Origin of the sequence: Heyndrickxia faecalis (genome assembly GCF_040267745.1) — a bacterium.
Lineage (GTDB): Bacteria > Bacillota > Bacilli > Bacillales > Bacillaceae_C > Weizmannia > Weizmannia faecalis.
This window is the reverse complement of sequence record NZ_CP158453.1, coordinates 2,408,919-2,425,682: the sequence shown is the minus strand read 5'-3', so window position 1 is coordinate 2,425,682 and position 16,764 is coordinate 2,408,919. Positions and strand designations below refer to the sequence as shown.

At 46.9% G+C, this 16,764-nt stretch carries 20 protein-coding genes; 15 read left to right on the top strand and 5 right to left on the bottom strand.

Annotated features, from left to right (window positions below):
- Window positions 1-17 precede the first annotated feature (17 nt).
- On the top strand, window positions 18-1,346 hold the full coding sequence (locus tag ABR335_RS11820; protein WP_014095599.1) for a PhoH family protein: 1,329 nt from the start codon (window positions 18-20) through the stop codon (window positions 1,344-1,346).
- A 66-nt stretch (window positions 1,347-1,412) separates the two neighbouring features.
- Here ABR335_RS11820 and ABR335_RS11815 read toward each other — a convergent pair whose 3' ends face one another.
- Entirely contained in the window at window positions 1,413-1,904 is a 492-nt protein-coding gene (locus ABR335_RS11815; RefSeq protein WP_350346176.1) for a peptidyl-prolyl cis-trans isomerase, read from the bottom strand.
- A gap of 242 nt (window positions 1,905-2,146) precedes the next feature.
- On the opposite strand from ABR335_RS11815, the gene ABR335_RS11810 reads away from it, so the two are divergent.
- The gene (locus ABR335_RS11810) at window positions 2,147-2,428 is read left to right on the top strand and encodes a YlaN family protein (protein WP_013858935.1); all 282 of its coding nucleotides are present in this window, start codon (window positions 2,147-2,149) and stop codon (window positions 2,426-2,428) included.
- A gap of 178 nt (window positions 2,429-2,606) precedes the next feature.
- Window positions 2,607-3,824: an FtsW/RodA/SpoVE family cell cycle protein gene (locus ABR335_RS11805; RefSeq protein WP_035190127.1), complete on the top strand. Its 1,218-nt coding sequence runs from the start codon at window positions 2,607-2,609 to the stop codon at window positions 3,822-3,824.
- 157 nt (window positions 3,825-3,981) lie between these two features.
- Here ABR335_RS11805 and ABR335_RS11800 read toward each other — a convergent pair whose 3' ends face one another.
- The gene (locus ABR335_RS11800) at window positions 3,982-4,929 is read right to left on the bottom strand and encodes a COX15/CtaA family protein (RefSeq protein ID WP_071451847.1); all 948 of its coding nucleotides are present in this window, start codon (window positions 4,927-4,929) and stop codon (window positions 3,982-3,984) included.
- Between the two features lie 480 nt (window positions 4,930-5,409).
- Here ABR335_RS11800 and cyoE point away from each other — a divergent pair, with 480 nt between their 5' ends.
- The 6 genes from cyoE (at window position 5,410) to ctaG (ending at window position 11,661) form a co-directional block, all read left to right on the top strand.
- On the top strand, window positions 5,410-6,324 hold the full coding sequence (cyoE, locus tag ABR335_RS11795; protein WP_026684623.1) for a heme o synthase: 915 nt from the start codon (window positions 5,410-5,412) through the stop codon (window positions 6,322-6,324).
- A gap of 86 nt (window positions 6,325-6,410) precedes the next feature.
- The gene (gene coxB / locus ABR335_RS11790; protein ID WP_026684622.1) at window positions 6,411-7,484 is read left to right on the top strand and encodes a cytochrome c oxidase subunit II; all 1,074 of its coding nucleotides are present in this window, start codon (window positions 6,411-6,413) and stop codon (window positions 7,482-7,484) included.
- Window positions 7,485-7,521: 37 nt separating this feature from the next.
- Window positions 7,522-9,393 (top strand): cytochrome c oxidase subunit I, encoded by a 1,872-nt coding sequence (gene ctaD / locus ABR335_RS11785; protein ID WP_017552179.1) that lies wholly within the window; start codon window positions 7,522-7,524, stop codon window positions 9,391-9,393.
- The gene (locus ABR335_RS11780) at window positions 9,393-10,019 is read left to right on the top strand and encodes a cytochrome (ubi)quinol oxidase subunit III (RefSeq protein WP_014095592.1); all 627 of its coding nucleotides are present in this window, start codon (window positions 9,393-9,395) and stop codon (window positions 10,017-10,019) included. Before ctaD ends, ABR335_RS11780 begins: the two co-directional genes overlap by 1 nt.
- A gap of 1 nt (window position 10,020) precedes the next feature.
- Complete coding sequence (ctaF, locus tag ABR335_RS11775) at window positions 10,021-10,350, top strand: cytochrome c oxidase subunit IVB (RefSeq protein WP_017552180.1); 330 nt, start codon at window positions 10,021-10,023, stop codon at window positions 10,348-10,350.
- Between the two features lie 339 nt (window positions 10,351-10,689).
- Window positions 10,690-11,661, top strand: a complete 972-nt coding sequence (gene ctaG / locus ABR335_RS11770) for a cytochrome c oxidase assembly factor CtaG (RefSeq protein WP_326244469.1) — start codon at window positions 10,690-10,692, stop codon at window positions 11,659-11,661.
- 55 nt (window positions 11,662-11,716) lie between these two features.
- On the opposite strand, the gene ABR335_RS11765 is transcribed toward ctaG, so the two are convergent.
- Window positions 11,717-12,076 (bottom strand): YugN family protein, encoded by a 360-nt coding sequence (locus tag ABR335_RS11765; protein ID WP_017552182.1) that lies wholly within the window; start codon window positions 12,074-12,076, stop codon window positions 11,717-11,719.
- Window positions 12,077-12,336: 260 nt separating this feature from the next.
- Between ABR335_RS11765 and ABR335_RS11760 the strand changes: the two genes are divergently transcribed.
- Window positions 12,337-13,356 (top strand): CAP domain-containing protein, encoded by a 1,020-nt coding sequence (locus tag ABR335_RS11760; RefSeq protein ID WP_017552183.1) that lies wholly within the window; start codon window positions 12,337-12,339, stop codon window positions 13,354-13,356.
- Between the two features lie 100 nt (window positions 13,357-13,456).
- Here ABR335_RS11760 and ABR335_RS11755 read toward each other — a convergent pair whose 3' ends face one another.
- Window positions 13,457-13,936, bottom strand: coding sequence for a PaaI family thioesterase (locus ABR335_RS11755; protein ID WP_014095587.1), 480 nt, complete (start codon window positions 13,934-13,936; stop codon window positions 13,457-13,459).
- A 179-nt stretch (window positions 13,937-14,115) separates the two neighbouring features.
- On the opposite strand from ABR335_RS11755, the gene ABR335_RS11750 reads away from it, so the two are divergent.
- The 5 genes from ABR335_RS11750 to ABR335_RS11730 all read left to right on the top strand — a co-directional run bounded on the left by ABR335_RS11750 (window position 14,116) and on the right by ABR335_RS11730 (window position 16,084).
- Window positions 14,116-14,508, top strand: a complete 393-nt coding sequence (locus tag ABR335_RS11750) for a YlbD family protein (protein WP_014095586.1) — start codon at window positions 14,116-14,118, stop codon at window positions 14,506-14,508.
- A 15-nt stretch (window positions 14,509-14,523) separates the two neighbouring features.
- Window positions 14,524-14,763 (top strand): YlbE-like family protein, encoded by a 240-nt coding sequence (locus tag ABR335_RS11745; protein WP_328229499.1) that lies wholly within the window; start codon window positions 14,524-14,526, stop codon window positions 14,761-14,763.
- A 73-nt stretch (window positions 14,764-14,836) separates the two neighbouring features.
- Complete coding sequence (locus ABR335_RS11740; RefSeq protein WP_350346175.1) at window positions 14,837-15,214, top strand: hypothetical protein; 378 nt, start codon at window positions 14,837-14,839, stop codon at window positions 15,212-15,214.
- Window positions 15,215-15,274: 60 nt separating this feature from the next.
- Complete coding sequence (locus tag ABR335_RS11735) at window positions 15,275-15,715, top strand: YlbF family regulator (protein ID WP_014095583.1); 441 nt, start codon at window positions 15,275-15,277, stop codon at window positions 15,713-15,715.
- Window positions 15,716-15,808: 93 nt separating this feature from the next.
- Window positions 15,809-16,084: a YlbG family protein gene (locus ABR335_RS11730; RefSeq protein WP_014095582.1), complete on the top strand. Its 276-nt coding sequence runs from the start codon at window positions 15,809-15,811 to the stop codon at window positions 16,082-16,084.
- 139 nt (window positions 16,085-16,223) lie between these two features.
- Here the strand turns inward: ABR335_RS11730 and ABR335_RS11725 are convergent, their stop codons facing one another.
- Window positions 16,224-16,613, bottom strand: a complete 390-nt coding sequence (locus tag ABR335_RS11725) for a DUF7147 family protein (RefSeq protein WP_014095581.1) — start codon at window positions 16,611-16,613, stop codon at window positions 16,224-16,226.
- Window positions 16,614-16,764: the final 151 nt, after the last annotated feature.

Here is a 16,764-nt window from a genome sequence, read left to right as displayed (position 1 = left end):
AAGCAGGGGGCATCGATTTGAAGAAAATATACGTCTTGGATACCAATGTATTGCTCCAGGATCCATATGCCATCTTTTCTTTTGAAGATAATGAAATTGTCATACCGGCTGTTGTACTGGAAGAAGTGGATTCTAAAAAACGAAATATGGACGAAATCGGCAGAAATGCGCGCCAGGTATCCAAATTAATGGACGGTTTCCGGCAAGCCGGAAAACTGCATGAGAAAATCCCGCTTGAAAACGGGGGTGTGCTCAGAATTGAGCTGAATCACCGCTCCTTTCACCAGCTGCAGGATATTTTCGTGGAAAAAACAAATGACAACCGGATCCTCGCGGTTGCGAAAAATTTATCGCTGGAAGAAGAGAGAAAAGAAAATGGCCGCCCGGTGATTCTTGTCAGCAAAGATGCGCTCGTCCGGGTAAAAGCGGACGCGCTCGGCCTGTTGGCGGAAGATTTTTTAAACGACCGTGTCGTAAGCCTCGATCATCTTTATACCGGGCAAATGGAAATGTATATCAGCCCCGATTTATTGAAACGGTTTTATGAAAAGCAGGAACTGTCGCTGAGCGAAATTGCCAACCACCCGTTCTACCCGAACCAATTTCTGATTTTGAAAGATGCGCTCGGCAGCTCGGCTTCCGCAATTGCCATTGTGGATCAGGCTGGAAAAACGGCGAAAAAGCTCTTTCATGTGCAGGATGCTGTCTGGGGAATTAAGCCGAGAAACGCCCAGCAGTGGATGGCAATGGAACTTTTGCTGCGCCCCGATATTCCGCTCGTCACCCTGACCGGAAAAGCGGGAACGGGCAAAACATTGCTTGCCCTTGCTGCAGGCCTGATGCAGACGGAAGATTTGCATGATTATAAAAAGCTTTTGGTCGCTCGTCCGATTGTTCCGTTTGGCAAAGATATCGGCTATTTGCCGGGAGAAAAAGAGGAAAAGCTGCGGCCGTGGATGCAGCCCATCTACGATAATCTTGAGTTTTTGTTTAATACGAAAAAAGCGGGAGAAATTGATGGCATATTGTCCGGCATGAGTTCGATTGAGGTGGAGGCGCTGACGTATATCCGCGGGCGCAGCATCCCGGAGCAATATATCATTATTGATGAGGCGCAAAATTTATCCAAGCATGAAGTGAAGACGATTTTAACAAGGGTAGGGGAACAGAGTAAGATCGTGTTAATGGGGGATCCGGAACAAATTGACCACCCGTATTTGGATGCTTACAATAACGGGCTGACGTACGTCGTTGAGAAATTTAAAGATGTGCCGCTCGCCGGGCATGTGCAGCTGCTTAAGGGCGAGCGCTCAAAACTCGCGCAAATCGCGGCAGACCTTTTGTAAGACCACTATATGAAAAAACCGGGAGCAGCTGTCTTAAAACGTTTATGCTGCCCCCGGCATCCGGGATTATTCAATGTGCATACCGGTTACATATTTGACCGGGTTTTCCCGGTTTGAACCGTCATCCAATAAAATGTGAAGCGGGCCGTCTTCTTTCAGCGCCCTTCCTTTAATAGAAAAGGCAGCAATTAAATGGCCAGCCATTTCAAGCGGATAAGCGACAGGCCCGTTCTTTGTTTCAAACACGATTTTTTCCGCATCTTCCAGCGGCTCCGCATTTTGAATGAACAGGCCGACCGGGATGCCAAATGTCCCAGTTTTCAAATGGTGCCGTTTAAACTTTGACTTTGTCCTTACAGCAGCCTGCGGATCGGCCCCTTCTGCCATGGCTTTGTCAAAATATTTGCCGGTTTTCTTTAAGTAGGCTTCTTCCTGGCTGGTTTCCTGCTTTTCTTCGTCGAAATATGTATCAAGATCGACTTTCCGGTCATCAAATATCCAAGTGCCGATATCTAGCGTAATCGGAAACTTCACTTTTCCCTTTATTTGCATAATCATGATTGTGGCCCCTTTCTGTCCGTCTATACAGCATTATACCTTTCACGGCTGCCCGTGTCACTTGAAAGCGTATAAAAACAGTCCGGAAAGCGTTCGGGGTCGGGGAATTGCGGAATTTCAAATTCTGTCTCCCCCGCTTGTTTACGGGATTCCGGGCGTTTATTGATTTCGTATAACTTGCAAAATCACGGTTTTAAAGGTACAATTTTTAATTAGATTGATATGTGAACGGGGGGATCAATTTGGCGTCTGAAACAAAGGTGAACCACCGGGAGAAAGCATACAGCCTGCTCAAGGCGGACGCAGAAAAGATATTAAAATTAATTCAGGTTCAAATGGATAACTTAACGATGCCCCAATGCCCTTTATACGAGGAAGTATTGGATACACAAATGTTTGGTTTATCCCGTGAAATAGATTTTGCGGTCCGGCTCGGCTTAGTGGATGCCGGTGACGGAAAGCGGCTTCTTGATTCGCTTGAACAGGAACTGTCCCTTTTGCATGATGCATATATAAAAAAATAATGTTGAAAACTCAAACGATGTTCCGGTTGTTTGAGTTTTTTATTTTTTGAATAAGGGTCAGGTAATGGCGGCCGGCGAAAAAGATGTTATAATTTAAAAATAACGGCAGGAGTTTTTTTAAAACGGTAGAATATTTTTTATCATGAATGTTGCAGTTTTTACGGATTGGAAGGTTCCTATGCTGAAAAAAATCTTAAAATCATTCGACTACTCGGTCATCGTTGTCTACCTGCTTCTTTGCTTATTCGGTTTGGTAATGATTTACAGTTCCAGCATGGTGATTGCAGTGCAGCGTTACGGGCTGGACAGCGCCTATTTTTACAACAAGCAGAAAATCAATTTGGCCCTTGCACTCCTTGCGTTTACCGTTACGGCTTTTCTCCCGTATAAACTATACGCGAGCAAAAAATTCCTTGCAGTGCTGATGTGCGGGTCGATGTTCGGGCTTTTGGCACTGTTTATTTTCGGCCATACGTCGAATAACGCGCAAAGCTGGTTCCGGCTCGGTTCCAGTTCCGTACAGCCGTCGGAATTTGTGAAAGTTGCGATTATTATTTATCTGTCCGCCGTTTATGCCAAGAAACAGGCATACATTGACATCTTTAACAAAGGGGTTGTCCCGCCGCTTATCTTTCTTATCGTTGTTTGTTTCCTGGTTGCGATCCAGCCGGATATCGGGACGGCGACCATCATTTTTGGGATTGGCTGCACGATCATCGTTGCATCCGGCATGCGCCTGAAAACCATGCTGAAGCTGGCAGGGCTCGGGCTTCTATTTTCCGTTCTGTTGTCGCCGTTTCTTTTTCTGGAAAAGGACAAAATCTTTACACCGGTTAAGATCGCACGGTTTACAGGCTATTTGAATCCTTTTCAGAACGAAGGCGGGGAAGGTCTTCAGCTCGTAAACTCCTATATTGCGATCGGGTCAGGCGGGCTGAAAGGGCAGGGACTCGGGGAAAGCATTCAAAAGCTCGGTTATCTTCCAGAGCCCCACACCGACTTTATTATGGCCATTATTGCCGAAGAACTTGGGGCTTTTGGCGTTTTGTTTGTGATCGGCGGGCTTTGCTACATTGTGCTGCGCGGCATATATATCGGCATCCATTCAAAAGACCAGTTCGGGAGCCTGCTTGCGATCGGAATTTCCGGCATGATTGCCATCCAGACATTTATCAATCTGGGCGGCGTCTGCGGCCTGATTCCAATTACGGGGGTGACGCTGCCGTTTATCAGCTACGGCGGTTCATCGCTTCTGATTTTGTCCCTTTCCCTCGGCATTCTGGTCAATGTGGGCATGTTTACAAAGTATGAGGAAAAGTATAAACACAAACAGGAAAAGCCGCAGGAAGCGGGCGGAGCAAACCGGAGGCCGTATCAGGTCTACTCAAGGCCGTAACGTTTAAAAACGGGTGCGCGGCAGAGTGAAAGCAGAGGATAAAATAAAAAGGCGCAAGGTTTTATGCCTTGCGCCTTTTCCGCCTATCTTACGTAAGCCCTTTGCTGCCTTATTTTGCACCAAGCCGCAACATGCGGTACCATTGGTTTTTCCAAACTCAGCGAACTCGGGCTTTTTTTAGCGGGAGGCTGTCTTTGCTTTTGGCAAACTGCTTCACTCGCCCGACAACAAGGTTCAAATAACATAACAGGCCGAACAGACAGGAAATGAAAAATGCGTGCAGGAGGGTGAAAGTAAGATTCATCCTCGAAAAAACGACCATGGCGCCTGAAACAGCCTGCAGGCAGACAAGCACGAACGCAATGATCCATCCCCAGTAAATAACGCGCTGGTTTTGATAATGCCTTACCGCTTTAAAGGTGATATAAGCAATCCAGACAAAGATGAGGAGTGCCGCCGTCCGGTGCCCCATCTGCACCCATTCGAACCGGTTTGCGGGCAAGGAAGGGTCGCTGTTCACACAAAGCGGGAAATCCCGGCAAACAAGGCTTGCATTCATATGGCGGACAAGCGCGCCCGTATAGACGACGATAAAGCTGTAAACGGTCACGCCGATCGTATGCCATTTCATGCTTTTTTCAAGGACAAGCCGGCCTGCGTCAAATTTCTGGTCCCATTCAAAAACCATCAGCGTTAGCATCAGCACGGACGCAAACGAAATGAGCGAAACGCCGAAATGAAGCGCCATCACAAGATCGGATGAACCCCAGACGACTGCCGCCATACCGAGAAATGCCTGCAGAAGCAGAAAAATGACGGAAATAATGGATAAAAATTTCGTTTCTCTTTTATGGCCGATTGCAAACCATGACCAAATGGCAAGCGCAAAGACAAGAAACGATGCGATGCCCGTGCAAAACCTGTGCAGCCACTCGATCAGCGACTCGACAGTGAGCGGATCAGGAAAAATTTTGCCGTTACAAAGCGGCCATTGGCGGCCGCAGCCAAGGCTTGAACCGGTATTGGTGACAAGTGCCCCGCCGATTAAAACCACCATCATCGATAAAGTTGTCACTACTCCGAGCCATTTTAAAGTTGTGCGCAATTGTTCCACCTTCTTTAATCTCATTTGTAAACATGTATCACAAGCCACGAATGCAACATACAGTCCCGCATCATTGCAACCGTTCATATAGTAGAAAATCCGTTCGGCAAGGTGCTTCCAACTATCATCTTATCGTAAAACAGTCTGAAGGAAAAATATTTATTTCCCATGACACAAATTTGCCATAAAAATGTGTCGAAAATATCACACCTTCGCGGTAATTTATGATTAAATATAATATAGGCAGGTATATTTCGGAATTCCGCATATTTACATGTTGGGAAACTTATAAATGATCTTAGTATGACGATATCGTTACATACAGTTTTGATTAATAGCCAAAAAGGAAAAGATGGATTATAGTTGTAGTATACCGTTTTCCTTATTGGCAGCGTAAAAACATTTACAAAAGGAATCCGCCGACAACGTGTCAGGCCATTTTTTTTGAACGGTTTTGAAAAATTGGAAGGAGGGACTATCGTGGCAGATAGTCGGACGATGGATACAACAACAAGGGTAAAAGCTGCAGACGCCTCTGCGTTGAAAGATTTCTTATCCTTGATTAAAATTGGAATTGTAAACTCAAATTTAATTACGGCATTTACCGGAATGTGGCTTGCATTGGAACTGACAAACAGGCATTTTTTGCAGTCGCTGGACATTATGGTCCTTGCGATGGCGGGAACTGCGCTGATTGTCGCCGGGTCGTGCAGCCTGAACAACTGGTATGACCGGGATATTGATGTCATTATGAAAAGCAAAAACTTCAGGCCAACGGTTACAGGCAGATTTTCAAACGCGAAAGTGCTTACAATTGGCCTCGGATTTGTGGCACTCGGCACAATGCTATTGTTTATGACCACTCCAATGGCGGGGTTGATCGGGCTGTTTGGCGTATTCAGCTATGTCGTGCTGTATACAATGTGGTCAAAACGAACTCTTGTCAGCAATACCGTGATCGGCAGTTTTGCCGGCGCTGTTCCCCCGCTGATCGGCTGGGCGGCTGTTGACCCGCATCTCGGGATTGTGCCATGGATGCTATTTTTGCTTATGTTTATCTGGCAACCACCGCATTTTTATGCGATTGCGATGAAAAAATGCGATGAATACAAGGCAGCGGGCATTCCGATGCTTCCGGCTGTCAAAGGGTTTCAAATCACAAAATGGCATATGCTCATATGGGTGGCATTGCTTCTTCCGGTGCCGTTTTTCCTGAAACCGCTCGGCATTGGTTTTATTATCCTTGCGACATTGTTTAATCTGGGCTGGCTGGCATTAAGCCTGTCCGGTTTTAAAATGAAGAATGATTTAAAATGGGCGAAATGGATGTTCATTTATTCGCTGAACTATTTAACGATCTTGTTTGTAGCAATGGTAATCGCTACGCTTTTCTAAAGGGAGTTCTTTCTTGCAAAAGAAATCCAATAGATTGCATCCTTGTTCTGACAGAAAGATACAGGAAAGAGGGGATTGGTAGAGCGATGAAACAGCGGCTGCAAAAGGGGAGTTTGCTTTTTATTGTCACTTTGTTTATGGCCGCGCTTTCGGGCTGTGGCAAGCCATATTTGTCGGCACTTGATCCTGCCGGCGAAGTGGCCCGGAAGCAGTATGATTTGATGATGTGGAGCGTTTGGATTATGGTGTTCGTCATGGTTGTCGTATTCGCCGTTTTCCTTACCGTTCTCATACGGTTCAGGCGGAAAAAAGGGGACGAATCCATTCCAAAACAGGTGCCGGGGAATCATAAGCTTGAAATCTTATGGACCATTATTCCGATTGTTTTATTGATTTTAATTGCCATTCCGACCATCAGCCAGGTCTTCAGCCTCGGAGATACGAAAGCGATGGATAAGAAAAAGGATGCCAAGCAAGGGGCGCTTATCGTTAAAGTTCGCGCCAGCCTTTATTGGTGGGAATTTGAATACCCGGGTTACGGTGTGGTGACAAGCCAGGAACTCGTTGTCCCAACAAACCAGAAAGTTTACTTCCAAGTTAAAGCCTCAGATGTGAAACACTCATTTTGGATACCGTCCGTTGGCGGGAAAATGGATGCCAACACAGATAATATCAACAAATTCTGGCTTGAAATTGATGATCAGAAGGCAGAGGATGCCGGAAATGTGTTTTATGGAAAATGCGCCGAATTATGCGGCCCTTCCCATGCCTTAATGGACTTCCGCGTGAAAGCGGTGCCACGGGATGAGTTTAAGGCGTGGATCAGCAATATGAAAAATGCAAAAGAAACAAAACCGGCGTCCGCTCTCGCACAGGAAGGGCAGGATGTATTCAAAAAAAGCTGCATCAGCTGCCACGCGGTCACGCCGAATGACACACGGCCGGAACAGGCACGGACAGCTCCCAATCTGGCAACCTTTGGCGAAAGGGAAAAAGTCGCCGGCATTTTGGACCATAATGAGGCCAATCTCAAAAACTGGATAAAAGATCCGGAAAAATATAAACCGGGGTCAAAAATGCCCGCCTTCGGGGATAAGCTTTCCGACCGGCAAATCGATGCGCTTGCGGCTTATTTGATGCAATTGAAAGCTGGTGAATAAAACAAAGGGGATATTCGAAAGCAAAGGGGAGGTTAAAGTGAGCGTAGGAACAAAAAAGGCAGGTTTTGGCGCCACTGTCTATGAATATCTCACAACAGTGGATCATAAAAAAATCGGCATTTTGTATTTGATTACAGGGGGATTGTTTTTTGTCATCGGCGGGATTGAAGCGCTGATGATCCGCATACAGCTGGCGGTGCCGAACAATCATTTTGTCGGCGCGGATACGTACAATCAAGTCATGACAATGCACGGCACGACCATGATCTTTCTTGCGGCCATGCCGCTCTTGTTTGGTTTTATGAATGCGATTGTCCCGCTTCAGATCGGTGCCCGTGATGTGGCTTTTCCGTTTTTAAATGCATTGGGGTTCTGGTTGTTTTTCTTTGGCGGTATTTTCTTGAATTTATCCTGGTTTCTTGGGGGCGCGCCCGATGCGGGGTGGACTTCCTATGCTTCACTGTCCCTCGCATCTGGCGGACACGGGATTGATTTTTATTCACTCGGGCTGCAAGTTTCAGGTTTCGGTACGCTCATTGCTGGGGTGAATTTCCTTGTGACGATTATGAACATGCGGGCGCCGGGAATGACGTACATGCGCATGCCGATGTTCACATGGACGACTTTCGTTGTGTCCGCCCTTATTCTGTTTGCGTTTCCACCACTTACAGCCGGTTTGTTCTTGCTAACATTTGATCGGATGTTCGGTGCGAAATTTTTTGACGTGGCCTTCGGAGGAAATACCATCATTTGGGAACATCTTTTCTGGATTTTCGGGCATCCGGAAGTCTACATTTTAATTTTGCCGGCATTTGGCATTTTCTCTGAAATTTTTGCACATTTTTCTAAAAAGCGATTATTCGGATACTCTTCCATGGTATTCGCCGTTATTTTAATTGGGTTTTTAGGCTTTATGGTGTGGGCCCACCATATGTTTACAACCGGCCTGGGCAATGTAGCCAACGCCATTTTTGCCGTGTCTACAATGACCATTGCGGTGCCGACGGGCATTAAAATTTTCAACTGGCTGCTTACGATGTGGGGCGGGAGCATCCGGTTTACAACGCCGATGCTTTATGCGGCTGCTTTCATCCCGTCCTTTACATTGGGCGGTGTTACCGGGGTGATGCTCGCGGCTGCACCTGCTGACTACCAATATCATGACAGCTATTTTGTTGTAGCCCACTTCCACTATGTTATTGTCGGCGGTGTTGTTTTCGGGTTGCTTGCGGCACTGCATTATTACTGGCCGAAAATGTTCGGCACGATGCTGAATGAGACAATGGGGAAAATCACATTCTGGCTATTTTTCATTGGTTTCCATTTAACCTTTATGATCCAGCACTGGCTCGGATTGCTCGGGATGCCGAGAAGGCAGTGGACATATCTGCCGAATCAAGGCTGGGATACGGATAACCTCGTCAGTTCATCCGGCGCGGTGTTGATGGCGGCAGGTGTGCTAATCCTCGTGGCCAATATTGTTGTCACGGCCGTCCAGAACCGGAAAGTCGGAAACGATCCGTGGGAGTTTGGCAGGACGCTCGAATGGTCGATTTCCTCTCCGCCGCCGGAATACAACTTTGCACAAACACCGCTTGTCAGAGGAATTGACACCTGGTGGCTCGAAAAAATGGAAGGGAAAAAACAGGTGACACCAGCAGAGCCGATCAAAGACATCCATATGCCGAACTCGTCCATCTTGCCGTTTTTTATGGCATTCGGTTTATTTATTGCCGCGTTCGGCGCAATGTATCATGCAAACCATACCAAAGCCGGCATCACGATCCTTGTCATCGGCTTGGCGATTACCCTTGGATCGATGCTGATCCGGTCGGTAAAAGATGATACGGGATACCATATTAGGAAGGAAGCCTTAATGGAACGCGAAGAAAGGGGGGCCGGGGCGTAATGGAAATAGAACAAAATTTTACGGCGAAAACATGGCCAGAGTCCCCGGAGCGGGCGACGCTTGAAGGCAGGAATAAATTTCTCGGTTTTTGGCTGTTTTTAGGCGGCGAGACGGTCCTTTTTGCTTCCTTGTTTGCAACCTACCTGGCGCTGAAAGACAAGGGCCCGGCATCAATGGTGCATGCAAAAGACTTATTTGAACTGCCGCTAACCTTTTTGGCCACGGTTTTTCTGTTAACGAGTTCCATTACAAGTGTGTATGCCATTTATCATATGAAAAATTTTGCTTTTAAAAAAATGCAGGCCTGGTTTTTGATTACCGTTTTGCTTGGTGCTTGTTTTCTTGGGCTTGAAGTCTATGAATTCCATCATTATGTGACGGAATACCATCATACATTTACAAGCAGCGCATTCGGTTCCGCGTTTTATACGCTTGTCGGGTTCCACGGCGGCCACGTGGCGTTCGGGCTGTTATGGATTACGACACTGATGGTGCGGAACGCGAAACGGGGATTGAATTTGTACAATGCGCCGAAATTTTACGTGGCAAGCCTGTATTGGCACTTTATTGATGTCGTCTGGGTGTTTATCTTTACGGTTGTATATTTGATGGGGATGGTGGGATAAGATGGAACACAATGCACAAATGGACAGACGCCATGTTGAATACGAATACAGGCGCCGCAAAAGCGCGGAGGAAATGAAGTACCAGGTCGTCAGTTTTATTTTGATGATGTTTTTGACTATTGTTGCATTCTGGGCCGTCCATGCCCATTTGTCCAAATGGTTTACCATTCCGGTTATCCTGCTTTTGGCTGCGATCCAGGTCGTATTTCAGCTGTTTTATTTCATGCATATGAACCATAAGCACCATGAAGGCCCGAAACTTTTCATCTTTGGCGGCACACTCGTCGCATTTGTCACAGTACTGGCATTCCTCACCATCATCTGGTGGTGAAAAGAAAAGCGGAGGGCGTTTGCCCGTCGGCGTATGAATTTCATAGTCCCCGAACTGAGATAAAGGAAACACGGCGAGGAACGAGCCGATGTTGACTTATCGTAGGGGAGGGGACTGGAAATTCACTAGCCGACAGCGCCCGGAGCTAGACAAAGAAAAGCGGAGGCGACTGCTTAGCCCCGACAGGCGAATGTTCCGGCCGGGATGAAGCCTTGGCTTCAGGACGGACGGGTTATTCGACCCGAGGGGCTAGGAGCCGCAGCTAGACAAAGAAAAGCGGAGGGCGTTTGATTATCGGCTGCTAGGAGCCAGAGCTAAAAGTAAAGCGGAGGGCGCTTCTTGGGCGCCCCCGCTTTAAATCGATTTGCAATGGTGCGGAAAGGAGTGGTAATGGTGCCGCTTGAAATATTCGGATTTCGTGCACTGTGGAGCCCTTATTTTTTTATCACGATCTTACTGTTTGTTTTTCTTTATTTTCTGCTTGCGTCCTTATGCAAAAGGTCTTATTTGAACGCAATGCCGCCGAGTCCGGTGCAGTCTGTTTCTTTTTGTACAGCGATGGTATCGCTTTACATCGTCAAAGGCTCTCCTGTCGATCTTATCGGGCATATCCTGTTTTCCGTCCATATGCTGCAAATGTCTATCCTTTTTTTCATTGTCGCACCGCTGTTTTTGCGTGGGATGCCGGTGTGGATATTGGAAAAGGGGATGCAGCTTCCGGTTGTCGCGCCCGTTGTCCGGTTCTTTACAAATCCGGTGCTTGCCGTTATCACCTTTAATATCATTTTTTCCCTGTACCACATTCCGGCCGTTTTCGATCAGGTCAAGGTCACTCCGTTTCTCCACAGCATCTACACCATTGTGCTGTTTCTTTTAGCCATAGCGATGTGGTGGCCGATTTTGTCGCCATTGCCCGGGCAATATGCGCTGGGCGGCCTGAAAAAAATCGCTTATTTATTTGCAAGCGCCATGCTTTTAACCCCTGCATGCGCCTTAATCATGTTCGCCAATCATCCGGTTTACAGGAGCTTTTCCGACGGAACGATGTGGCTTTCGTCCATGCATTTATGTGTGCCTGCTGACATGCTCTCCGGAGTGGCGCGTTACGGCTCCCCGGCACTTTTCTCACCGCTTCCTGTACTGCAGGACCAGCAGCTTGGCGGTGTGGTGATGAAAATCATGCAGGAAATCGTCTACGGCATCATGCTTGCCCGCATTTTTTTCCAATGGGCAAGGACAGAACAGGAAGATGGCAGTACGGAAAAGAATCCGGTTGCCGGAGAACAGCGGAGGCTAATGGAACAGCATTAAAAAAAGGCCGCTCTCTATGGCCCACCGTTTTAAGGGGCCACAGGAGCGGCACATTTTATTCAGCAAATACAACCAAGTCTTCTTTAAGCGCTTCCAAAATTTTTCTGCAATACTTGACGAGATCATGCGGAAAATACTCGTCATCGCCGTATTCCACACCATGCGGATAATAATATTTTCCTAAAATAGGCGCCTTTAACTGAATCACGGCATCAAACGAATCCACATCCCCCTCGGTTGCAACTCCCTGCACGCGAAGATAATAGGTGCCTTCCTGAATCGTAAATTTTCTATCATATGTGACGCGTTCATAATCCCATTGCCCGGCACGTACCATCTTGTGCCGCTCCATTACATCATCCAGCCGCGTCAGATCCACTTTCATATTTTCCAAACCCGTGTCATCAAACCGCAAAAATACCCCTCCCGTCCGCGCAATTAAAATCTTTCAATTTTATCTTATCTGAATACAAACATTTATGCAATGCAAATGTTCATACCCGCAAAAAAACCGGCCGCACCGGCTGCCCTTCGAGGAGGTGATTGAAAAAATTGGTGCTTTTCTGCTTAAAACTGTAAAATATATAATAAAATGAATTAAAGGAGAAAAAATTTACGGAACATCAAGAGAGGTGAAGTCACCTGCGTACCTTTTTAAAAACAGCCGCGATCCTTGTGATCATATTTCTGATCGGACTTTATGTCCAGCTTCGTCCTGAAAACGGCGTACTGCAAAACCATTCCTCTAACAAGAAAATGGATAACAGTTCTGACATTCATGACCACAGCAAGGATCAAACGTACAGCCGTCCGGATCATGGCATGTCGGTATATATCGGGAAACCTGTGAAAACGTTGACCACACATTTCGGAAAACCACAAAGGGTGGATCCGTCTCCATATGGTTATGATTGGTGGATTTATAAGAAAAAATCGACCGGTTATTTTCAGGCCGGCGTGAAAAATGGCAAGGTTACGACCATTTACGCTGTCGGAACCCGTTTAGACGTAGCCCCGTTTGAGATTGGAGAAAATGTAGAAAAAATTTACAGTTCCATTTTAATGGATACGGATATGACGGTGCAAACAAATGAAGGCACATACCGCTTTGAATTGTCGGAAGAAGATTTGAATATCCGCCCGCTTGTCCGTCTTGGGGATATCTATGCCCAGCTGGCGCTTGATAAGTTCAGCGGCAAATTGCTGTTTATCCGTTTTATGGATAAAAACACACTGACGATGCTGCATCCATATGAAATGGTGTACCACGGAGAACTGCCCGAATCCGTTCCGGAGGATGATCCGAAATGGGTTGACGTAGAAAAGGCGAACGCCAGGCAAATTTTTGACCTTACAAACATTGTCAGGGCACGATTCGGTTTAAAAAAACTGGCCTGGAATACAGCTCTTTCCGAAGTGGCGTACAATCACAGCAAAGACATGGCTGACGACCATTATTTTTCGCATGTCTCCCCCAAATATGGAGACTTAAAAGAAAGATTAAAGAATGGGCATGTTTCTTATGCTGCGGCTGGGGAAAATATTGCCGCCCACTATACGGATGGTCCGGCTGCTGTGGAGGGATGGCTTAATTCAGAAGGCCACCGGAAAACATTGCTGGAGAAAGATTTCACCCATCTTGGCGTCGGGGTGTACCAGAAATACTATACCCAGGATTTCATGAAGGCACCATAGCCGGATACCGTTCCAGCCTAAGCTGGAGAGGGGTCCGGCTGATGTATGCATATAAGGCAGGCGGGCTGCCCGGGGCTTTTGAAAGGGTATTTCCGGCTTCTCATTTCAAAATGAAAAAAGAACCCGTGCAATGGGCGATCTTTGTCCCGTCATCCCGAAAGGCAGTTCCTTCCAGCACCATCGTTTGCGTGCCGCGGTGGATTACCTTTGCCTTCGCTTTTAAGCGGCTTCCCGTCCCCGGGGCAATATAATGAATGGTGAGATTGGATGTAACAGCCTGCTGACCCGCCGGCAACAGGCGATTTGCCATCACGCCCATTGCTGTATCAAGCAGGGTTGCCGTTACACCGCCGTGAACGATGGAAAAGTTATTGTAGAGTAACGGCGTAACTGGAATGGTCACCTCGCATTCTTCCCCATCGAAGTCCGCTTCCATCAAAAAGAGATCCTTGAAATATGTACGTTCGTTCCCGGCTTGTTTATTGGAAAGTCCATTTAACATTTGCTGCAATACGATTAAGTCTTCTTCCGTTGCCGCTTGGACCACTTTTTCAAAAGTATGGTGTATTTCTTCTTTCATCTCCTGATACCTCTTTTAACGCGTTTTTTTAAAAGCATACCCATATCGTATCAAAATTCACGGGAAATGAAAACCTTCACACCTGCTTACTGCCGGCATATGCTGGATATGAGGAAGGTATGTGAACGTAACAGAAAGCCAACGTTCGAAAAAAATGTCTTCTCGCGGGGTGAGCGGAAATGGGAACGAAAAAATTGCATCCTTCCGTAGAAAAGTTTAAAGCTTTTACAAAAACCCATCCTTTGATTTTAAAAGAAGTCCGGGGCGGAAAAAAGTCTTTACAGGATTTCTTTGAAGAATGGTATATACTGGGCGAAGACGACCCGGTCTGGGAAAAATACGCGGCAGAAGGCAGTGAAACGAAGGAAAAAACGGGCGGGAGAAGCAGCTGGCTGAACCAGCTCGGCGCGATGCTCGAGAACCTGGATCCAGCACAGGTTCAGGGCCACTTGCAGCATTTGACGGAAGCGATTGCCGCCGTCCAAAATGTGATCACGCAGTTTACAGGGGGGCAGACGCCACAATCCCAGGCTCCCCAGCCGAAGGGCCCGTTTTCATTCAGAAAAGACTAGAGAGGGGCTGCACATATGCGGAACGAAGTAATGGAAGTCATCCGGCAGTCGAACGAATGGAAAACTTTTTTAAGGGAGCAGCCGGCGTGGTACCGGAAATTGTCAAGGCATCCCGAGGAACTGGAGCAGTTTCAAATTGCCGCGCTCCATTATTACCAGAAAACGATCCCGCAGCGGGTTGAAAAGTTTGCAAACGGGTTGCAAATGGCACAAATGATGATGCATATGATGCAGTCCATCTATGAACAAGGATGATTTCCGAAAAAATTTGCGTTTTTTGAGTAAATCAGCGCTTTCTTGCGGAAAATAACCGCAAGGAGTGATCGAAATGAAAATGGCTGCAGGATTCCTTGCTGTATGTTTGCTGTTTGCCGGCTGCAGCGGGCATATGCCGCGTAAAGAGCAGCGGGAAGCGGATGCTGCTTCCGCGGCGGAAAATCAGGCATCAGTCCGGTATTTTGTAAAAGACCGGGATTTGTTCGTGGAATGTATGATTCCAAGCGTCACCTTTTCAGGCAGCCGGCATGCCAAACCGGCAAAAATCAAAGTTTATGTGGATGGTGTATGGAAAGGCGAGTACAATACGGCTGCATTTGTTGTAAAAGGGCTTGATAAAGGGGTACATGCCGTGCAGCTTGAAGTGGTGGACAAAAACACAGGCGCCCGCTTAGGCATTCACAGGCAGTTTTATATTTCTGTCAGCTGATCGGGCAAATTCGCAAAGCTTGCGGAAACATGGTAAAATCATCATGTGGAGGTGAGCTTTTTGCTTGCAACATTGGAAAGCGCGGAAATTTTGTCTGAAGCTGAAGCACTGGCGAAAATGGTCATTGCCTCGGATATTGCCGAAAATTACCGGGACTGCTATAACAGGATGTATCATGATCCAGCCACACAGCAGAAAATCCGGAAATTTGCACGCCTGAAAGAACAGTTTGAGGAAGTCCAGCGCTTTGGCAGGTATCACCCTGATTATAAACGCATCAACAAAGAAACAAGGGAAGCCAAGAGGGAAATGGATCTGGATGAGAACGTCGCAAGATTCAGGCGGGCGGAAAATGCCCTCCAGGATCTGCTCGACCAAATCAGCCTGATGATTGGCAAATCTGTTTCTGAACATATAAAAGTGCCGACCGGAAATCCGTTTTTTGATGCCTCTTGTTCCGGCGGCTGCGGAACCGGCGGCAGCTGCAGCTGTTCCGCATAAATCGTGATAAGGCCGCAATCCGCGGCCTTTCCTTATTGTTCCGTGAAAAAAGGTATGGTACACTCATTAAAAAAAGCACGAAGGGGAAACGCTATGTTATCAGATCGGCAGGGCCTCATCATTTGGCTGTATCAGATGAAGCATACGAAACATTTACGAAGATTTGGCAATGTCCATTATGCGTCAAAAAGGATGAAGTATGCCGTCCTTTATTGTGACCGCAAAGAGATAGAGCAGGTAAAAGCGAAAATTGAAAATCTTCCGTTTGTAAGGAAAGTGGATTATTCCATGAAGCCGTTTTTAAAAACGGAATATGAAAACGCAAAACCGGACAAAGCAAAAGAATACGACTATAAAATAGGGCTATAAAGGCGCCGGGTTTGCATGCTAGCATTCCCTGCGTGTGCATCACCGCAAATCCGCCGTGCCCAAAAAAGCGTTGCTGCCCGGAAGCTCCGTCCCGCGCATTTTAAATCAAGCACATCCGGCTGCACTCTGGCCGAAATATTTATTGCAGCGGCGGAATCAGCCGGTTCATTCTTAATATGCCGATTAAATATTGATAAAAAAGGTTTTTGTCGGAAAAAGACGAAGATGGCCGGACTTCGAGTTCCACAATGTCCGCTCCTAAAGCAGCTGCGGTTTCGGCAAACAGGCTGTACCGTTTGTTTGGCTGCACCCTCGGATCCGGAATCCCTTCAAGGCAAACGTATAACGCCTGAAATTCCCCCGGATCGGTCGGTTTTAAAATGAGCACGGGCGAAGTGACAGCTTGATCCGCAACGATGGTATGAAGGGCAAGCATGCCGTGCAGCCGGTGCCGGTTTGCTTTTGCCAGTTCGATCAGTTCAAATAAATCTGTATATCCGTTTCCTAGTTCAATAAATCTTTGTTGCATCTTCATTCCTCGCTTACAAACAAATTTGCTGCTTCTATTCTACTGCACTTCTTTTTATTCGGAAAGTATTTCTGCAAAATAAACCGGGGGAGATGCCGGCCGGCTTTTTGAAACGACGTGCCCGGCCAAGATGCGGAAAATAAAAAACCCT